The following is a 15732-nucleotide window of genomic DNA, read 5'->3' as shown; positions in this document are numbered from 1 at the left end:
GGGCAGCGCTGACCTTCTCCGCGTTCCGCTCCAGTGCGGACATCGTCTGCTGGGTCACCCCCAGTCGAACGGCGGCCTCGGCTTGGGTGATGCCCGTTTGCTTACGAAACGCCTGGAGCAAGTTGGGCAACTGCTCGGGTGTGCGAACGATGAAGTCAGGCATACAAGGTTTGAGATGTTTTTTCCGTTTACAAACTATACACTGTTTTCTAAATATACGCAGCATAGTTTGTTTTTCACGTTTACAGCCTGCCGTTTGTACCGGATCGCAAGTGCGACCACGGCCGGCCACCCGCAGAAAAACGCGCGACCCTGCTCAAGGACGAGGTCGCGCGGAGCAAGGAGCTGGAGGGGCCCCCGTTTGCCGGTCAAACCGCACTGCCGGCGTGCTTCGTGACGGGCCCGCTCACCGATCCTTGCACACGGCCGTCTCGGGGCCGCTCAGGTCGTTTAGCGAGAGCGGGCACAATAGGGATTTCGTATACCGCGTACCGCCGGAGCAATGGAAGCACTGAACATCGATGGCAAATTGGGCGAGCGCCACGCGCCGCTAACCAAGCTTGTCCTGACGGCGCTGCGCGACCGCATCCTGAGTGGAGAACTGGCGCCGGGCGAGCGACTGGTCGAGGGCCGCCTTTCGGTGGAACTCGGAGTCTCGCGCATGCCGGTGCGCGAGGCGCTGCGCGCGCTGGCGGCCGAAGGCATCGTCGCCATCGAGCCACGCCGCGGCGCGACGGTAACGACCTTCACGAAGGAACAGATCCAAGAGATGGTCGAGGTGCGCGCGACGCTCGAGGCGCTCAATGCCAAGCTGGCGGCGCGGCGCCACGACCCGGCGCAGATCGCCAAGCTCGAACGCATCCTGGCCGAGGGCTCGCAGCTCACGAGCGACGACGACCTGGCCCGCATTTCGGCCTTGAATCTCGACTTTCATGAAGCGCTGGGCAACGTCGCCGCCAATTCGGTGCTGCAGGAAATCATGCGGTCGCTGCGCGAGCGCACGGCGCTTTTCTTTACCGTGAACAACCGCGAGCGCATGCACGCCAACTGGCAGGAGCACGCCGCCATCCTGCGCGCCGTGGTGGCCGGCGATGCCGAACTGGCCTCGCTGCTGGCCGCGCGCCATGTCTACAGCGCGGCCGAGTTGCCGGCGCCCAAGACGCCCACCTGAAAACAGTGCCGGCTCAGCGTTCGGAAAGCCGGCGCCAGGCGAGGCCGGCGAGCGCTACGTCTTCCAGGCCGACGCCGACCGATTTGTAGACCGTGATCTCGTCCCGGCCACAGCGTCCGGGCGCCTGGCCGCTGACGAGCTCGGCGAGTTCGACGATTTTTTCCTCGGGCAGCACTCCTTCCGCGGCCTGCACCAGTTCGCCAGCCTCGCGCAGCGACTGCGGCCGCCACTCGATCGCCACCCGCGCCGCACGCGACAGCGCCACGTCGTCGAGTTCGCGGGTGTGGGGCAGGCTCGAGCCAACGGCGGCAACGAAGCAGCCCATCGGCAGGCGCTCGCCCGGGAACAACGGCGTGGTGGCGCGCGACGCCGTGACGACGATGTCGGCGCCATCCAGCGCCTCGTCGGCATCGCACAGCCGCACCGGCACGCCGCACTGCCCGGCGAGGCTTTCCGCCAGGCCGGCGGCGGGGCGCGGCGTGCAGACGCGGATGCTTTCGAGGCCGAAGGCGGCCGCCATTTGCAGCGCGTGGGCCTGGCCCTGCGTGCCCGCTCCGAACAGCGCCAGGTGCCGTGCGTCGGGTCGTGCCAGATGGCGCGCGGCGATCACCGAGCAGGCGGCGGTGCGCAGCCGCGTGATGGCCCCGGCGTCGAAAGAGGCCAGCGGACGGCCGTCCTCGGTCGAAAACAGCAGGATGACGAAGGAGAATCGCCCCTCGATCGTGGTGTAGACCTTGGCGCCTGCCACGCCTTGCCCCGGGATGACTGCGCCCAAGGTCGAGAGCTTGACGCCGCCGGCCTCAGTGCGGATGCGCTCCTGCATGGCGGCCGAGCGCTCGCCGAAGCGCAGGAAGGCATCGCGCAACACCTGTTGCGCATCGGTCGGCGTCACCAGCGCGTCGACCATCGAATCGGTGATGTGTTGCAAGGCGGACTCCAGCGAAACGTCAGAAGGCGATAGCTTCGCGCACCAGCAAGGCGATGGCGCCGATGGCTGTCAGGGCCAGCAGCAGGCCACGCACGGCGCCGCGCGACACGCGGCGATTGAGTGGCCCCGAGAGTGCGAAGCCCGCCACCATCAATGGCAGCAGCCAGGCACTGAGCCACAGCTCGTGGCGGCCGAAGCGGCCGACGCTCGCCAGCATCAGCAGCGAGAAGGCGGCGCCGAAGAAGAACACGCAGCCCAGCGTGGCGCGCAGCCGCGGCGGCGGCAGGTACTGCATGACCAGCGCGAACGGCGGCGCGCCCGCCGACGTGATGGTGCCCATCAACCCCGAGGCGATGCCGGCGCCGACCATATTGCCGCGCGAGGCGTCGATGCGGCAGCCGCTCAGGCTCAGGACGACCCCGGCCAGGATGAACAGCGCGAACATCACGGTCAGCAGTTCGGCGGGCAAGAGCAACAGGCACACCGCGGCGCCCAGCGTGCCGAGCACGCGACCCACCAGCGCGACGCCGGCAGCGCCCCAGTCGACCTGGTCGAACTCGCGCAGCGCCGACATCAGCGCCAGCGGCCCGCCGAGCGCGAGCAGCGGGCCCGGCGCGAGTTCGGGATAGAACAGGGCGGCGATGGGCGCCGAGAACATCGCGAAGCCGACGCCGCCGATGCCCTGCAGGCAGGCGCCCACCAGCACCATCGCGGCCATGCCGGCGTAGTGGCCCAGGCTCATGCCCTCGGGCAGCAGTGAAGCGATCATCTCTTGATCTCGCGCGGTTGCCAGGACACGGCGATGTCGCCGTTGACGAAGGTCTGGCAGGCCATGCGCCAGCCCTGCTTCACCTCGTCCTCGGACAGGTGCTTCCTTTCCTTGGCCTTGATGGCGTCGGTGTGCTCGGCGCCATTCTCGATGCGGCACTTGCAGGTGCCGCAGAGGCCGCCGCCGCACTTGAAGGGGATGCCGCCCTGTTCGCGCAGCGAGATGCGCAGCAGGTTGCCGCCTTCGGGGGCGGAAACGACCTTGGCGTTGTTGCTGAGAAAGGTGATCTGGATCATGGAAGGGGAAGGGCCGCCGCGGGCGGTGGCATGGGAGTCAACTGGGCACCAGCACCACGTCGGCATCGCCTTCGTGCACCAGGTGCCGCAGCGCGGCGCGCGCCAGTTCGACGGTTTCGAACTTTTCGAAGAACTTGATCGGCACGTGGTTGACGACCTCGGGCGGCGTCTCGTCGATCACCGTGACGCGGCAGTCCGACACGACCTCCGCGATCACGAAGCGCGCCTTGCAGCGGCCGAAGAAGAAGTAGTCGCTGGACTCGACGCGCCGCAGGCCCTCGACGAGTTCGGTGCGGAACTGCCCGGGTTTGCTGGTCAATATCAGGTACATGGCAAAGGGGCAATGGGCGTCGTCAGGCCGGCAGCGCGTCGTCTTGCGCCAGTTCGATGTCCTGCTGCACCCAGAGCTGGCAGGCCAGCCGCCAGCCGGCATCGAGACGTTCGCCGAGCTGTTTCTTTTCCTTCCAGTTCGGCGGCGGCAGGTACTCGGCGCCGGCCAGCACGCGGCAGGCGCACTTGGAGCACTTGCCCATGCCGCACTCGTAGCGCAGGTGGGGATATGGAAACTGCTTGATGCCGGCGCGCACCACCAGGTTGGTGTTGTCCTTGACCTCGTCGCGATAGACCTGGCCGCCTTTGTGGAAGGTGATGATGGGCATGCGCGCGGCTGTCTGAAAAGCGGATCGGCCGGATACTCAGGCGGTTTCGAGCGCCGCCGGCTGCGCGGCACCCTCGGCGCCTTCGACGGCCACGTAGTCGTGGTACAGGGCCGTCGTGTAGAGCAGGCGCATCTGGGCACCGACTTCGCAGATCTTCAGGCAGCGCTGCTGCAACTCGACGGTGGTCGCGTGCTCGAGCACGATCTGGTAGCCGCGCTCGCCGTGGATCTCGTCCGAGACGATGTGCAGGTCGAAGAATTCCACTTCCTCATCGGTGAAGCCGTATTTGTCGCGCAAGGTGGGCGTCTGCTTGCGGTAGATCGACGGCACCTGCGACTCGAGGCCCACCACCAGGCCAGCGACGGCCACGATCGGGTCTTCGCGCATCGCCACCGCGTAGCACCAGCTTTGCAGGCCGCGCGTGGTCGGCGACATGTTGTCGGGGTCGATCACGCGGTCGCGCGTGGTGCCGCAGGCTTCGGCAAAGCGGATCAGCAGGTCGGTGTGGCGATCGCCGCCGATCTCTTCCTCGTACATGTTGGCCAGCAGGAAGTCCTTCGCTTCGGTGAAGCGGTCGGGCATGCGGGCATAGAGGTAGCCGAGGTAGTCGGCGAAGGGGCCGACGTAGTGGTAGTGGTTCTCGGCCCAGCGCGCCAGGTGCGCGCGACTCAACGTGCCGCCGGCCCAGGCCAGGCTGAAGGGGGAGGTGTTGGCGCTCCTGCCCTTGATGGCGTTTTCGAGGGCGGTCCGGAATTCGTCGCGGTTCATGAGGGCGGGCATGCGGGCTCCTGGTGTCGAGTGGTGAGATGAAATTGGTTTGCACGGATACTGTATACCAACAGTCACCAACATCGCAACCCTACCTCCACAGGAGATTCCTGATCTTGCCATTTCTATTGGTATACAGTATTCTTTTATCGACTCCACCGCCACCACGCGCCGAAATGACCCACGCCTCATCGACACCCTTCCAGAACCACATCGACGGAGCCTGGGTTTCCAGCAGTTCCGATCGCACCTTCGACAACATCAATCCCGCAGACGCGCGGGAGGTCGTGGGGCGCTTTCAGGCGTCGTGCGCCGACGACGCCAGGGCGGCCGTGGCAGCGGCGGCTGCGGCTTTCGACGGCTGGCGGCAGACGCCGGTATCCAGGCGCGCCGCGATCCTCAACGCCGCGGCCCAATACATGGAGGCCAACGCCGCCGCCTTCGCCGAGGAACTGACGCGCGAAGAGGGCAAGCCGATGGCCCAGGCCAGGGACGAGGTCCTGCGTTCGGCGCAGACGCTTCGCTTCTACGCGGTGGAAGGCCAGTCTTTTTCGGGCGAGACCTTTCCGCAGGACGACCCGGACATGGTGGTCTACAGCCAGCGCGAGCCGCTCGGGGTGGTGACGGTCATCAGCCCCTGGAACTTCCCGGTGTCGATCCCTGCGCGCAAGATCGCGCCGGCGCTGATCACCGGCAACACGGTGGTCTTCAAGCCCTCGTCGGACGCGCCGCTGTCGGGACTGCGCCTGGCCGAGGCCCTGATCCAGGCCGGCCTGCCGAAGGGCGTGCTCAATTTCATCACGGGGCGCGCCTCGGAGGTCGGGCCGGTGATCACCGAATCGCCGGCCGTGCGTGCCATTTCGTTCACCGGTTCGACGGCGGCGGGCGAGCAGATCCACCGCGCGGCCGCCATGACCACGCGCACCCAGATGGAGCTCGGCGGCAAGAATCCGCTGATCGTGATGGACGACGCCGACCTCGATCGCGCGGTCGACCTCGTCATCAAGGGCGGCCTGTCGCTCAGCGGCCAGGCCTGCACCGGCACCAGCCGCGTGCTGGTCATGAAGACGGTGATGGGCGCCTTCACCGACAAGCTGGTGGCCAGGGTGCGTACGCTGAAGATCGGCAGCGGCATGACGCCGGGCATGGACCTTGGCCCGCTCGCCACCCGCAAGCAATTGGAGACGGTGCTCGGCTACATCGAGATCGGCAAGTCGGAGGCCACGCTGCTGTGCGGCGGCGAACAGCTCACCGACGGTGAATTCGCCCACGGCTTCTACGTGGCGCCGGCCATCTTCAGCGACGTGACGCAGCAGATGCGCATCGCGCGCGAAGAGATTTTCGGGCCCGTGATCGCGCTGATCGAGGTCGAGAGCTATGACGATGCGATTGCAAAGGCCAACGACACCGAATACGGCCTGTCGGCGGCCATCGCCACCACCAGCCAGGTGCATGCGCACCGTTTCGCGCAGGACATCCAGTCGGGCACGGTGAAGATCAATCGCACCACCACTGGCAACCTGATCAACGCGCCCTTCGGCGGCCTGAAGCGCTCGAGCACCTCGACCTTCCGCGAGTCGGGGCGCACCGGTCTCGAGTTCTATACGCAGATCAAGACCGTCTACCGCGGCTGCTGATCCCCTTTCCTCCTTTCGAAGAAACTTCCTATGAAGACCGCACTCAAGCTCGAACTCGAAGAAGCCCGCGTGATGATCGAAGCCGCCATCCGCAAGGCGCAGGAGATCGGCGTGCTCGAAACCATCTGCATCGTCGACGACGGCGGCTATCCGATCGCCATGGACCGCATGAATGGCGCCCGCATCACGGGGCCGCAGATCGCCTGGAACAAGGCCTTCACGGCGGCCGGCCACAAGCGCTCGACCCACCTGTTCAACACCCTGCCCAACGGCCCTGCGCTGCCGGGCAACGAGGCCTTCGGCATCCAGTGGAGCTTCGAGGGCAGGTTCGCCGTTTTCGTGGGTGGCTTCCCGATCGTGGTCGACGGCAACGTCATCGGCGGCGTCGGCCTCTCGGGCGGCAACGGCGAGCAGGACACAAAGTGCGGCTTGGCCGCGCTGCAGGCCCTGCACGAGCGCCTCGAAGGCCAGGGCCACGTCGTGCTGGTCGAGGCCGACATCAAGAAATAAGTCGGCATCGCCTGGAAGACCGAAAGACGGACCATGACCTTCCGCATCCAGCTGCTCGAGACGGCGCACTGCTTCGATGCCGCGCCCGGCGAATCGGTGCTCGAAGCCGCCTTGCGCCACGAACTCCGGCTGCCGCACGAATGCCGCTTCGGCGGCTGCGCGACCTGCCGCATCAAGCTCGTCGCAGGCACGGTGGACTACGACGAATTCCCGCCGGGATTGACGACCGACGAAGCAGCCGAGGGCTATGCGCTGGCCTGTCAGGCCAGGCCGGCCAGCGACCTGGTGATCAGTGCCGCGCGGCGCCTGCCGCCGTGCTCCGAGCCGGCGCGCCACACCGCCACGGTGACGGCCGTGCGGCCGCTCGGCGACGACGTGCTGCATCTGGCGCTCGAGCTTCCGCCAGAGGCCGACCTGCTGTATCGCGCCGGCCAGTACATCAACATCCTGCTGCCGGAGGGCGGCCATCGCAGCTTCTCGATGGCGTCGCGGCCGCATCCGCAGGCCCTCGACTTCCACATCCGCCGCATTCCGGAGGGCCGCTTCACGAGCGGGCACGCCGCCCGCCTGCAGCCCGGCGACCGGCTGCCCGTCGAGCTACCCCACGGCAGCTTCTGCTTTCACGCGGAAGACTACCGCCCGCTCCTGATGGTGGCGACCGGCACCGGGCTGGCGCCGATCAAGAGCATCCTGGAGTCGCTCATGGACGACGACGATTGCCCGCCGGTGAGCCTCTACTGGGGCATGCGCACCGAGGCCGACCTGTACCTGCACGACCAGATCCAGGCCTGGACCGATCGGCTGTGCGACTTCCGCTACGTGCCCGTGCTGTCGCGCGCCGGCGCCGGCTGGAGTGGCCGGCGCGGGCACGTGCAGCAGGCGGTCGAGGCAGACTTCGAGGATCTTTCGGAACATGCCATCTACCTCTGCGGTTCGCCGGCGATGATCGGCGACGCCAGGCGAGCTTTCCTGGCGCGCCATGCCAGCATCGACCACCTGTACAGCGACAGCTTCACCTTCCAATCCACCGCCGCGGCCTGAGCCGCGGCACGCAAGGAGTCTCGATGGACCTTGGCATCTCGCAGCGCACGGCGCTGGTCTTCGGCGGAAGCCGTGGCATGGGCCGCGCCTGCGCCCGACAACTCGCGCTCGAAGGCGTGCAGGTCGTGATCGCCGCGCGCACCGAGGCGACGCTGCGCGCGGCGGCCGCCGAGCTGTCGGCCGAAACCGCTGCGCCGCTGCGCTTCGTGGTGGCCGACATCACCACCGCTGCGGGGCGCGATGCGGCGCTCGCGGCCTGCCCGGCGCCCGACATCCTGGTCAACAACGCCGACGGCCGGCCGCCCGGTGACTTTCGCGACTGGTCGAGCGCCGACTGGCATGACGCGCTCGACGCCATGATGCTGGGCCCGATCGAAATGATCCGCCGCACGGTCGACCCGATGATCGAGCGTGGTTTCGGACGCATCGTCAACATCGTTTCGCGCAGCGTGAAGACGCCCCAGGCCGAGCTCGGGTTGTCGAACGGCGCCCGATCGGGGCTGGTCGGCTTCGTCGCCGGCCTGGCGCGCCAGACCGTGCGCCACAACGTGACGATCAACAACATCCTGCCGGGCGTGTTCGCGACCGACGCCCAGCGCCACCACGTCGAAGCGCTGGTGAAGAGCGAGGGCAAGGCCTTCGAGCAGCTGTGGGAGGAACGCGGCCGCAACAACCCGGCCGGCCGCTTCGGCCGCGCCGAGGAGGTGGGCGCGCTCTGTGCTTACGTCTGCTCTGCGAACGCGGGCTACGTCACAGGGCAAAGCCTGCTGATCGACGGCGGGGCCTATCCGGGGACCTTCTGAGGCCTTGCGGGACAGATCAAGAAACTGCAACGCAGCTATTGCTTTTCCTCAACTGACTAGGCCCGCAGCCGCGCACTGACTTCGTCGACGTTCAGGACGTCGCCGAAGAACAGCATCCAGTTGTGCAGCGACTGCATGTGCTCGCCCGGCGTGACGGCCGACAGCGCGTCCTCGACCATCACGGTGGCGTAGTTCATCATCATCGCGTCGCGTGCGGTCGACTCGCAGCAGACGTTGGTGACCGTGCCGCCGATCAGCACGGTCTCGATGCCGCGCGCCTTCAGCACGTCGTCGAGCGACGACGAGCCCGGAACCAGCGCGCTGTAGCAGCGCTTGACGACGCGCGGGTCTTCAGGCCGCGCGTCCAGGCCCGGTGCCAGTTCGAAGCCGGCGTGCGAGCGTCCGAGTTCGAGCAGCCGGCGGGTGCTGCGCTCGGGGGTCAGCATGTAGGCGTGGTGATGCGACCAGAAGCTGTCGGCGCCGTCCGAGCAGGTCTGCACCCAGATCACCGTGCCGCCGGCCTCGCGCAGCGCGGCGGCAAGCTGGTTGACCTTGCCGAAGGTGCCGCGCGCCGGCGCGCACTCGGCCATGAAGCCGGGCTGCGTGTAGTAGTTCTGCAGGTCGACCACCACGAAGGCGGTGCGCCGCGCGTCGAAGCGAGGGTAGGGGTGCAGCGTGCCTTGCCGCGCGATGACGCGGTCGACGATCCAGTCGGGGAATTCCATCCGGTGTCCTTGGACTGGCAGTCGCTCAGCCGTAGCGGCGCGCCAGAGCGCTCTCGACGCGGGCGATGACGAGGTACATCAGCGCCGACATCAGCGCCAGCACCACGATCGCCGTCATCACGATGTTGAGCTTGAAGATCTGGCTGCCATTGACGATCAGGAAGCCCAGGCCTTCGCTGGCCGACTGGAACTCGCCGACGATCACGCCGACCAGCGACAGGCCGATGTTCATCTTGAGTGCGGCAATGAGCGTCGGCACGCTGCCGGGCAGCACCACCATGCGCAAAACCTGCGCGCGGCTCGCGCCCAGCGTGGTGGCCAGCTTGATCTTGTTCGGGTCGGTCGATTGGAAGCCGTCGTAGGCGACCATGATGGTGACGAAGATCGCGATGGCGACGGCCATGCCGTATACCGAGTACTCAGAGCCGAGCCAGATGTAGAAGATCGGCACGAAGGCGATCTTCGGCATCGCGTTGGCGACCACCAGGAACGGATCGAGCACCTTGTTGGCAAAGCGCGACCACCACAGGCCCGCCGCGATGGCGACGCCGAACACCATGCTGAGCACGAAGCCGACCAGCGTCGCCTTGAAGGTGGCCCAGGTGTGCATCAGCAGGTTCCCTTGCAGCAGCAGGTCGACGAAGGTCGGCCACAGTGCGCTCGGATAGCTGGTGAGCATCGGGTTGACCACCTTGGTCTTGGCCAGCAGTTCCCAGAGGCCGAAGAAGGCCACGAGCAGCAGCAGCCGGCTCGCGAGCACGAGCGTTTTCTCGCGACGCTGGCGCGCCAGCCACTTCGCGTAGGCCGCGCTGGGCGCCTTGCCGGGGTTGTCCGACTTGTCGGACTTGACCGCGGCCTGGGCGGCCATCGTCATCGAGGGGGGTGCGTTCATTTCTGCGCTCACGGTCATCCTTCGACGTGCACGTCGAGCTCGTCCCAGAGCGTGCCGAAGTAGGTGTTGAATTCGGGCAGGGCGCGGGCCTCGAAGGGTGTCGGCCGCTTGCCGTGGCTGCTAAAGGTCATGAGGTGCTCGGACTTGATGCGGCCGGGGCGGCGCGACAGCACCACCACGCGGTCGGTCATTGCGATCGCCTCGCCGATGTCGTGCGTCACCAGCACCACCGACTTGCCTTCGCTTCGCAGTACTTCGACAACCTCGTCCGCGATCGCCAGGCGGGTCTGCGAATCGAGTGCCGAGAAGGGCTCGTCGAGCAGCACCACATCGGGATTGGTCACCAGCGTGCGGGCCAGCGCCACGCGCTGGCGCATGCCGCCCGAGAGCTGGCGCGGGTAGTGGTGCAGGAAATCTCCCATGCCGCACTTGTGCAGCAGGTGGATGGCGCGCTCGCGCGCCTCGTGCATGTTGCGCTTCTGGATCTGGGCGCCGAGCAGCGCGTTGTCCAGGATGCTGCGCCACTCGTACAGGTAGTCCTGCTGCAGCATGTAGCCAATGCTCGGCGACGGTCCGGTGACCGGCTTGCCGTCGACGGTCACGCTGCCGGACGAGGGATCGAGGATGCCGGCGATGATCGACAGCAGCGTGCTCTTGCCGCAGCCCGACTGGCCGATGATGCTGACGAACTCGCCCGGCGCGACCGCCAGCGAGATGTCGTCGAGCGCCTGGGTCTCCCCCTGCAGCGTGAAGTAGCGCAGCGAGACGTTGCGCACGTCGATGCGCGGCCGCCCGGCCGCGGAAATGCCCGGCGCCGCCATCACTTGGCCTTGCTGGCGAAATCGGTCACGACGACCTGCTCGTACTTCACGCGCTTGCCGCTTTCGAGCACGCCGCTGGCGGTGAGCATGTCCTGCAGTTGCTCGATGGCGGCTTTTTCCACCAGCGGCGAGGTCTTCCACAGCTTGTAGCCGCGATAGCGCTCGATGGCCTTGACCAGTTCCGGCTGAGACATGCCGGGGAAGAACTCGGCAACCTGCCTGGCGAGGTCGGCGACCGGCGCCGTCTGCACGTACTGCTGGGCGCGTGCGATGGCCTGGGTCCAGGCTTGCAGCACCTCAGGGTTCTTCTGCATGAAGACGTCGGTGGTGGTGAACACGGTGTAGTCGACCGGACCGACTTCGCTGCCGATGGACGCCATGACGTAGCCGTTGCCATCTTTTTCGAGGTTGCCGGCTTCAGGCTCCAGGAAGATCGCGTAGTCGTTCTGGCCCGCCATCCAGGCGCCGGTGCGCGCGGCCGGGCCGATGTTGTTGACCAGCTTCAGGTCCTTCTTCGGGTCGAGGCCGTGCTTGCGCAAGGCGGCTTCAAGAAAGACGTCGGGATTCGAGCCCGGACGGAAGGCCATGACCGACTTGCCCTTGAGCTGGCTCCAGTCGAAGTTGCCGCTCGCCGGCTTGCGCGCCATCAGCAGGAAGCCATCGGTCGCGGTGAGGCCGGCAAAGATCTTCGGCTTGGCCGGCGACTCGCTGTTGGCTACATAGATCGAGGCCTCGGGACCGATCAGCACGATGTCGGCACTGCCGGACAACAGCGCGGCCATGCCCTTGTCGGTGCCCTGGGAGGTCTTCATGCCCACGTCCAGGCCGGCGTCCTTGAAGTAACCCTGGTTCAAGGCGACGTACATCGGCACGTACAGCACCGAGCGGATCACTTCCTCGTAGCGCACCTTGGCCAGGGGCTTGGCGGGCTGGGCGGCGGCTTGAGCGGCGACCTGGCCGGAAAGGCCCACCAGTCCGGCCGCCATCGCGAGCGTCGGCACCAGTCGAACAAGGGCCGGTATACGGCGCGAGAGCAAGGACATGGAAAACCTCCAAGTGATGATGAGTTAATACAGTATGCAAAACGCGGGCCAGAAAGCAATCTTGCAGTGCAGCATGGCGGCGCGTCTGAAGCCCATTCGCACGCCGACTCGACGAGAGTTTGCCTCCTCTGAAAATGCTCTTCTTTGGAGCACCTCCTGCACCATCCAGGCGCGCTTGAAGCCGTCTCAGAGCGTTTATCTCATGGCCTGATCTTTGCATTGGTTGAATACTGTATACCGTTTAAGTGCGTTTTCTTCTACAGAACAACCCCAACTCCATGAGGTTCAAAGCGTTGTCACGTTGGCGGTCCATGGCCGCAACATCGGCATGCGCCGTTGCGATGCAGACGGCGGTGGACGGAGTTTGGCTGAGGCCCGTGAAAGGGCGCCAAGCGTCGAAGCGCGCGGCGAGATGCTTGCGGTAGAGCGAGGCGCGCAGCAGATGGCGCTTGAGTGCGAAGTGCTGGCGGATCGGACCGAAGCTCGAGAGAAAAGACTGCGTGCGCTCGAGCCTGCGAAAGCCCCGCATGCGTCGCTCGCGCTCACGGGTGGGTTGATGGCTGTTCTCGGCACGGTTGTTCACGCGTGCGCAGGCCTTCGCGAACAGATGCCGGACGGTCACAAGCTGCGCGATCTCGGCTTTCGCGGCTGGATAGCTGCGCAGTGGGTCGGTGACGATCTTTCGTGGTGCCTCTGGGCAGGCGGCCAGCACGCGCTTGAGGAAGCGTTTCGCTGCGACCTTGTCGCGGCGCTTTTGCACCAGGACGTCCAGTTCAGCGCCATGCATATGCATCCGCCCGGCACCGTAGAAGCGCCTACGACGCCTGGGGTTTGGCTCTCGTTGCTTCCGCGATGGTTTCTTTTACCATCGTGCCGACGGGCGTCAACGGCGTGACCACATCCGTGCGCCCTTCGTAGATGCGACCAGGGCGTTCGGCGAGGGCGCCCAGGACGTTCTCGCACAAAGTCACGAGTGGATTGTCCGTACTGCCTTCCCGATGTGGAATGCCTGACATCTCGCGCTTGTATCCTTCGAAGGCTGTCGATACAGCCTCTTTGAACGCATAGTCTTCCTCCATGCGAAGTGCCATGTTGTAGTGATGTCCGGCGTAAATTGCTAGCCAGACTCGTCTGACGATCTACGTGGGCAGCTCGAGCGCCGGTACCTTCGACACCGCAACCGACAACTTGTACTCGCAGAGCTCGACGTTCCCGATGCTGGCGCAGGCCAGACGCAGGTCCTCGGAAATCGTGCGGCAAACGATGATGCCGCGCACCTTCTGACTTGGCTCGGCAAGCTCCTTGCGGACCCAGTTCATGTAGCGCAGCAACTGGCCCACGACGCGGTCGTACCCTCGGGAAACCTTGAGTTCGAGCACAACAAAGGCGCCGGCCTTGTCCTGAGCCAGGATGTCAATGCGGCGCCCTCCGCCTGCTTCGAACTCAATGCCTCGAAGGTCCTCGTCTTCGTAGAGCTTGAGCCCGGGCTCGATGCACTCAAGGTTCTCGGCGAGGTAGCGCTGCAGGTCCTTTTCGAGCAGGAATTCCGTTGAGCCAGGTGGTGCTTCGGCTTCGCCTTCGTCGTCCACAACCGCGCCGACGCCGAGCTCTTGCTCCTGCCGCGCGACATCGCCCTCAATCATCTCGTGGATCGGGGCCGGGTCCTTGCCAGGCTCATAGAGCCGAAACTGCCCCGAGTCCACCCTGACAAACAAATCGTCGGTTTCGTTGGTCGAAGTGTGATGCAGGCGACTGCGGTCGTTCGTCGACGCCTGCACCAGGTGCGCGCGAATGCTCGCTGGCTTGAGTTTGGGATATTTCTTCGCGAACCACTCGATGACCCGCGGGGTCGTGAAAACCTGACCAGGTTTGAGCTCCCAGTCGAACAGCATGTCCTTCAGAAGCGCACGAGTGGGCTTTTCGTAGATCGTTCTCGCCATAGGTCTCCGAGTTTTGAAGCGGTTTGAACAGCCGCTGCCGGCGCATGCCTCTTGTGGCTCGCTGCCCGTGCATTCACCGCTGCACCGCGCGGGGGGCTGCTGCTATCGGGCGAAGCGCCTGTGCGCCAGCCATGCGACCAGCCCGACGCCTACCGCTGCCGCGCATGCGCGGTAGACCGTGTCGTCCTCGATCAAGCGCAGAACGGGATTGGCAGCAATCAACGGAGCGAAGGGGGACATGTCACCATGGATGAAGCCATCGAGCACCAGGTGGCTCAGCGTTCCAAAAAAGGCGCCGAGTGCGACGGGCCCGAGGCTGGTCGCGAGGGGCGCTTCAAGCCCGGCCTGACGGTAGTGCCGAACTTCGGTGTTCCAGCGTCCCACCACCTTCCGGATGATCCAGGGCGCGATCGCCGTCGTCACGGTGCCGACGAGGAGCGCCCCGCCAAGGGTGTGGTGATCGTACTTTCGGTGCGGAATGACAAGGTAGGGCCGAAACTCTCCTTTGAAACCAAGGACTTCCGAAAAGTCTTGCGCGGAAAGCCCAAGTTCGTAAGTCCTTGTCGCGTCACGACTTTTCGATCCAAAGCGCACCGATTTGCACGACAATTCCGATCACCCCAGGCCAGTCCACGTACGCGCCCAGCACCAAAGCACGGTAGGACTGGGCCGTATGTCTGAATCGCGATCGCTTTTGCAGGCCGCTATCCGAGTTCGAGGCCGTCGGGGCTGGAGCTGCATCGATGGACCGTGCCCGCGGCGAACGACGCTGCGGCGGCCGCCGGAATCAGGGGAGGCCGAAGTCTGTAGCAACGGTTGGCACCTTCAGTTCTACGCAATCCGATCCGCAGGCCCCCTGTTCGATCGGGTCGGGTCGGCGCGCGGGTCGATGCAGCACCGCTCGGCTCGGCGTGATCCGCAGCATTTCGCCATCCGGGGCTGCTTGCCCGTCGACGATCAGGGAGTAATCGGACTCTTCCCGCGGCGGCCAGATGAGCCCGACGGCGGGCTGCTGGATCAGGTTGTTGCGTGTGCGATGGCCGATGCCGTCAATCACCAGTACGCTACCTTCGAGCATCGGCACCACTGCGACCGCATGCGGCGCGCCATGCGCGCTGGCCGTCAGCAGGTAGGCAAAGCGGTACCGCGTCATGACCTCCGCCAAGTCTTGGAATTCGACTGGAATGCTCATGTCTGTCACCATTGGTTGGCGTTCGCGCCGAACGGCTCTCGCTTCCGGCCTAGACCCTGCAAGGCCCGATTGCGCGCAAAAATGGACTGATTCGATTGTCGGCCCAACCCCTCTTTCGACGCCTGGCTCCGCCAGCTCCGGCGTTGATCACCGGACATCTCCGGTCACATAGCGCCACTCAAGCTTTGTCGGACTTCTGCTTGCCCGAGTCCATCATCCTTGCCACCGCGCTCACCTGGGCGGCTCCAGTGCGGAAGTATCCCGCCACGGTATCCGTACTCCGATGCCCCGTCATGGCCATCGTCTCCTGCAGAGGCATGTTCTGCCGACCCGCCTCGGTCACGAATCCGGACCGCAGCGAGTGCGCCGAGAAATCCTCTCCGACCCCCGCCAGCGCACACCGCGCCTTCACGATGTCCCGCACCGCCGTCCCCGAGAGCCCGTCGGTGCCGAGTTTCCCGTTCTTGAGGATGCGCCGGAAGAGGGGCCCCGAGGTGATCCCGCTGGCCTTGGCCCCGAGGTGATCCCGCTGGCCTT

The 15732-nt window shown here is 65.8% G+C and carries 21 protein-coding genes and 1 pseudogene; 5 read left to right on the top strand and 17 right to left on the bottom strand.

What is annotated here, in order from left to right:
- On the bottom strand, window positions 1-163 hold a 163-nt coding region (locus AB4Z46_RS34340; RefSeq protein WP_442288026.1), incomplete at its 3' end, for a helix-turn-helix transcriptional regulator.
- Between the two features lie 339 nt (window positions 164-502).
- Here AB4Z46_RS34340 and AB4Z46_RS34335 point away from each other — a divergent pair.
- The gene (locus AB4Z46_RS34335; RefSeq protein ID WP_442288025.1) at window positions 503-1171 is read left to right on the top strand and encodes a GntR family transcriptional regulator; all 669 of its coding nucleotides are present in this window, start codon (window positions 503-505) and stop codon (window positions 1169-1171) included.
- A gap of 13 nt (window positions 1172-1184) precedes the next feature.
- Here AB4Z46_RS34335 and AB4Z46_RS34330 read toward each other — a convergent pair whose 3' ends face one another.
- From AB4Z46_RS34330 to AB4Z46_RS34305, 6 genes are read right to left on the bottom strand one after another with little or no spacing between them, the layout of a single operon-like run.
- On the bottom strand, window positions 1185-2099 hold the full coding sequence (locus tag AB4Z46_RS34330; protein WP_442288024.1) for an ornithine cyclodeaminase family protein: 915 nt from the start codon (window positions 2097-2099) through the stop codon (window positions 1185-1187).
- A 19-nt stretch (window positions 2100-2118) separates the two neighbouring features.
- On the bottom strand, window positions 2119-2868 hold the full coding sequence (locus tag AB4Z46_RS34325) for a sulfite exporter TauE/SafE family protein (RefSeq protein WP_442288023.1): 750 nt from the start codon (window positions 2866-2868) through the stop codon (window positions 2119-2121).
- Window positions 2865-3164, bottom strand: a complete 300-nt coding sequence (locus AB4Z46_RS34320) for a 2Fe-2S iron-sulfur cluster-binding protein (protein ID WP_442288022.1) — start codon at window positions 3162-3164, stop codon at window positions 2865-2867. The genes AB4Z46_RS34325 and AB4Z46_RS34320 overlap by 4 nt, the downstream gene beginning before the upstream one ends.
- Before the next feature lie 37 nt (window positions 3165-3201).
- Complete coding sequence (locus AB4Z46_RS34315) at window positions 3202-3495, bottom strand: ferredoxin (RefSeq protein WP_442288021.1); 294 nt, start codon at window positions 3493-3495, stop codon at window positions 3202-3204.
- A gap of 22 nt (window positions 3496-3517) precedes the next feature.
- Complete coding sequence (locus AB4Z46_RS34310; RefSeq protein ID WP_442288020.1) at window positions 3518-3823, bottom strand: 2Fe-2S iron-sulfur cluster-binding protein; 306 nt, start codon at window positions 3821-3823, stop codon at window positions 3518-3520.
- A 36-nt stretch (window positions 3824-3859) separates the two neighbouring features.
- A complete protein-coding gene (locus tag AB4Z46_RS34305) occupies window positions 3860-4603 on the bottom strand; it encodes a TenA family transcriptional regulator (RefSeq protein ID WP_442288019.1) in 744 nt (247 codons plus the stop codon).
- A 164-nt stretch (window positions 4604-4767) separates the two neighbouring features.
- Between AB4Z46_RS34305 and AB4Z46_RS34300 the strand changes: the two genes are divergently transcribed.
- The 4 genes from AB4Z46_RS34300 to AB4Z46_RS34285 are packed head-to-tail and all read left to right on the top strand — an operon-like array spanning window position 4768 to window position 8582.
- Window positions 4768-6228 (top strand): aldehyde dehydrogenase family protein, encoded by a 1461-nt coding sequence (locus tag AB4Z46_RS34300; protein ID WP_442288018.1) that lies wholly within the window; start codon window positions 4768-4770, stop codon window positions 6226-6228.
- Window positions 6229-6258: 30 nt separating this feature from the next.
- Window positions 6259-6738 carry a GlcG/HbpS family heme-binding protein gene (locus AB4Z46_RS34295; RefSeq protein WP_442288017.1) on the top strand — a complete coding sequence of 160 codons (480 nt, stop codon included), beginning with the start codon at window positions 6259-6261 and terminating at the stop codon, window positions 6736-6738.
- A gap of 33 nt (window positions 6739-6771) precedes the next feature.
- Window positions 6772-7779 carry a 2Fe-2S iron-sulfur cluster-binding protein gene (locus tag AB4Z46_RS34290; RefSeq protein ID WP_442288016.1) on the top strand — a complete coding sequence of 336 codons (1008 nt, stop codon included), beginning with the start codon at window positions 6772-6774 and terminating at the stop codon, window positions 7777-7779.
- 23 nt (window positions 7780-7802) lie between these two features.
- Window positions 7803-8582, top strand: a complete 780-nt coding sequence (locus AB4Z46_RS34285; RefSeq protein WP_442288015.1) for an SDR family oxidoreductase — start codon at window positions 7803-7805, stop codon at window positions 8580-8582.
- Window positions 8583-8638: 56 nt separating this feature from the next.
- Here AB4Z46_RS34285 and AB4Z46_RS34280 read toward each other — a convergent pair whose 3' ends face one another.
- The 10 genes and pseudogenes from AB4Z46_RS34280 to AB4Z46_RS34235 all read right to left on the bottom strand — a co-directional run.
- Entirely contained in the window at window positions 8639-9307 is a 669-nt protein-coding gene (locus AB4Z46_RS34280; protein ID WP_442288014.1) for a cysteine hydrolase family protein, read from the bottom strand.
- A gap of 25 nt (window positions 9308-9332) precedes the next feature.
- Window positions 9333-10199 (bottom strand): ABC transporter permease, encoded by an 867-nt coding sequence (locus AB4Z46_RS34275; protein WP_442288013.1) that lies wholly within the window; start codon window positions 10197-10199, stop codon window positions 9333-9335.
- A 14-nt stretch (window positions 10200-10213) separates the two neighbouring features.
- On the bottom strand, window positions 10214-11020 hold the full coding sequence (locus AB4Z46_RS34270; RefSeq protein WP_442288012.1) for an ABC transporter ATP-binding protein: 807 nt from the start codon (window positions 11018-11020) through the stop codon (window positions 10214-10216).
- Window positions 11020-12063 carry an ABC transporter substrate-binding protein gene (locus AB4Z46_RS34265; protein WP_442288011.1) on the bottom strand — a complete coding sequence of 348 codons (1044 nt, stop codon included), beginning with the start codon at window positions 12061-12063 and terminating at the stop codon, window positions 11020-11022. Before AB4Z46_RS34265 ends, AB4Z46_RS34270 begins: the two co-directional genes overlap by 1 nt.
- Window positions 12064-12412: 349 nt before the next feature.
- Window positions 12413-12847: pseudogene (locus AB4Z46_RS34260) on the bottom strand (DDE-type integrase/transposase/recombinase); the annotation flags it as partial.
- A gap of 31 nt (window positions 12848-12878) precedes the next feature.
- Window positions 12879-13154, bottom strand: coding sequence for a hypothetical protein (locus AB4Z46_RS34255; RefSeq protein ID WP_442288010.1), 276 nt, complete (start codon window positions 13152-13154; stop codon window positions 12879-12881).
- A gap of 48 nt (window positions 13155-13202) precedes the next feature.
- Entirely contained in the window at window positions 13203-14003 is an 801-nt protein-coding gene (locus AB4Z46_RS34250) for an endonuclease NucS domain-containing protein (protein ID WP_442288009.1), read from the bottom strand.
- Window positions 14004-14105: 102 nt separating this feature from the next.
- A complete protein-coding gene (locus AB4Z46_RS34245) occupies window positions 14106-14612 on the bottom strand; it encodes a hypothetical protein (RefSeq protein ID WP_442288008.1) in 507 nt (168 codons plus the stop codon).
- 178 nt (window positions 14613-14790) lie between these two features.
- Window positions 14791-15195, bottom strand: coding sequence for a hypothetical protein (locus AB4Z46_RS34240; protein ID WP_442288007.1), 405 nt, complete (start codon window positions 15193-15195; stop codon window positions 14791-14793).
- Window positions 15196-15373: 178 nt separating this feature from the next.
- Window positions 15374-15732, bottom strand: a 359-nt coding sequence (locus AB4Z46_RS34235; protein ID WP_442288006.1) for a tyrosine-type recombinase/integrase, incomplete at its 5' end; no start/stop codon positions are given.

This window comes from Variovorax sp. M-6, from assembly GCF_052114385.1.
Lineage (GTDB): Bacteria > Pseudomonadota > Gammaproteobacteria > Burkholderiales > Burkholderiaceae_C > Variovorax.
The sequence above is the reverse complement of the archived record's forward strand: the minus strand, read 5'-3'. Positions and strand labels throughout refer to the sequence as shown.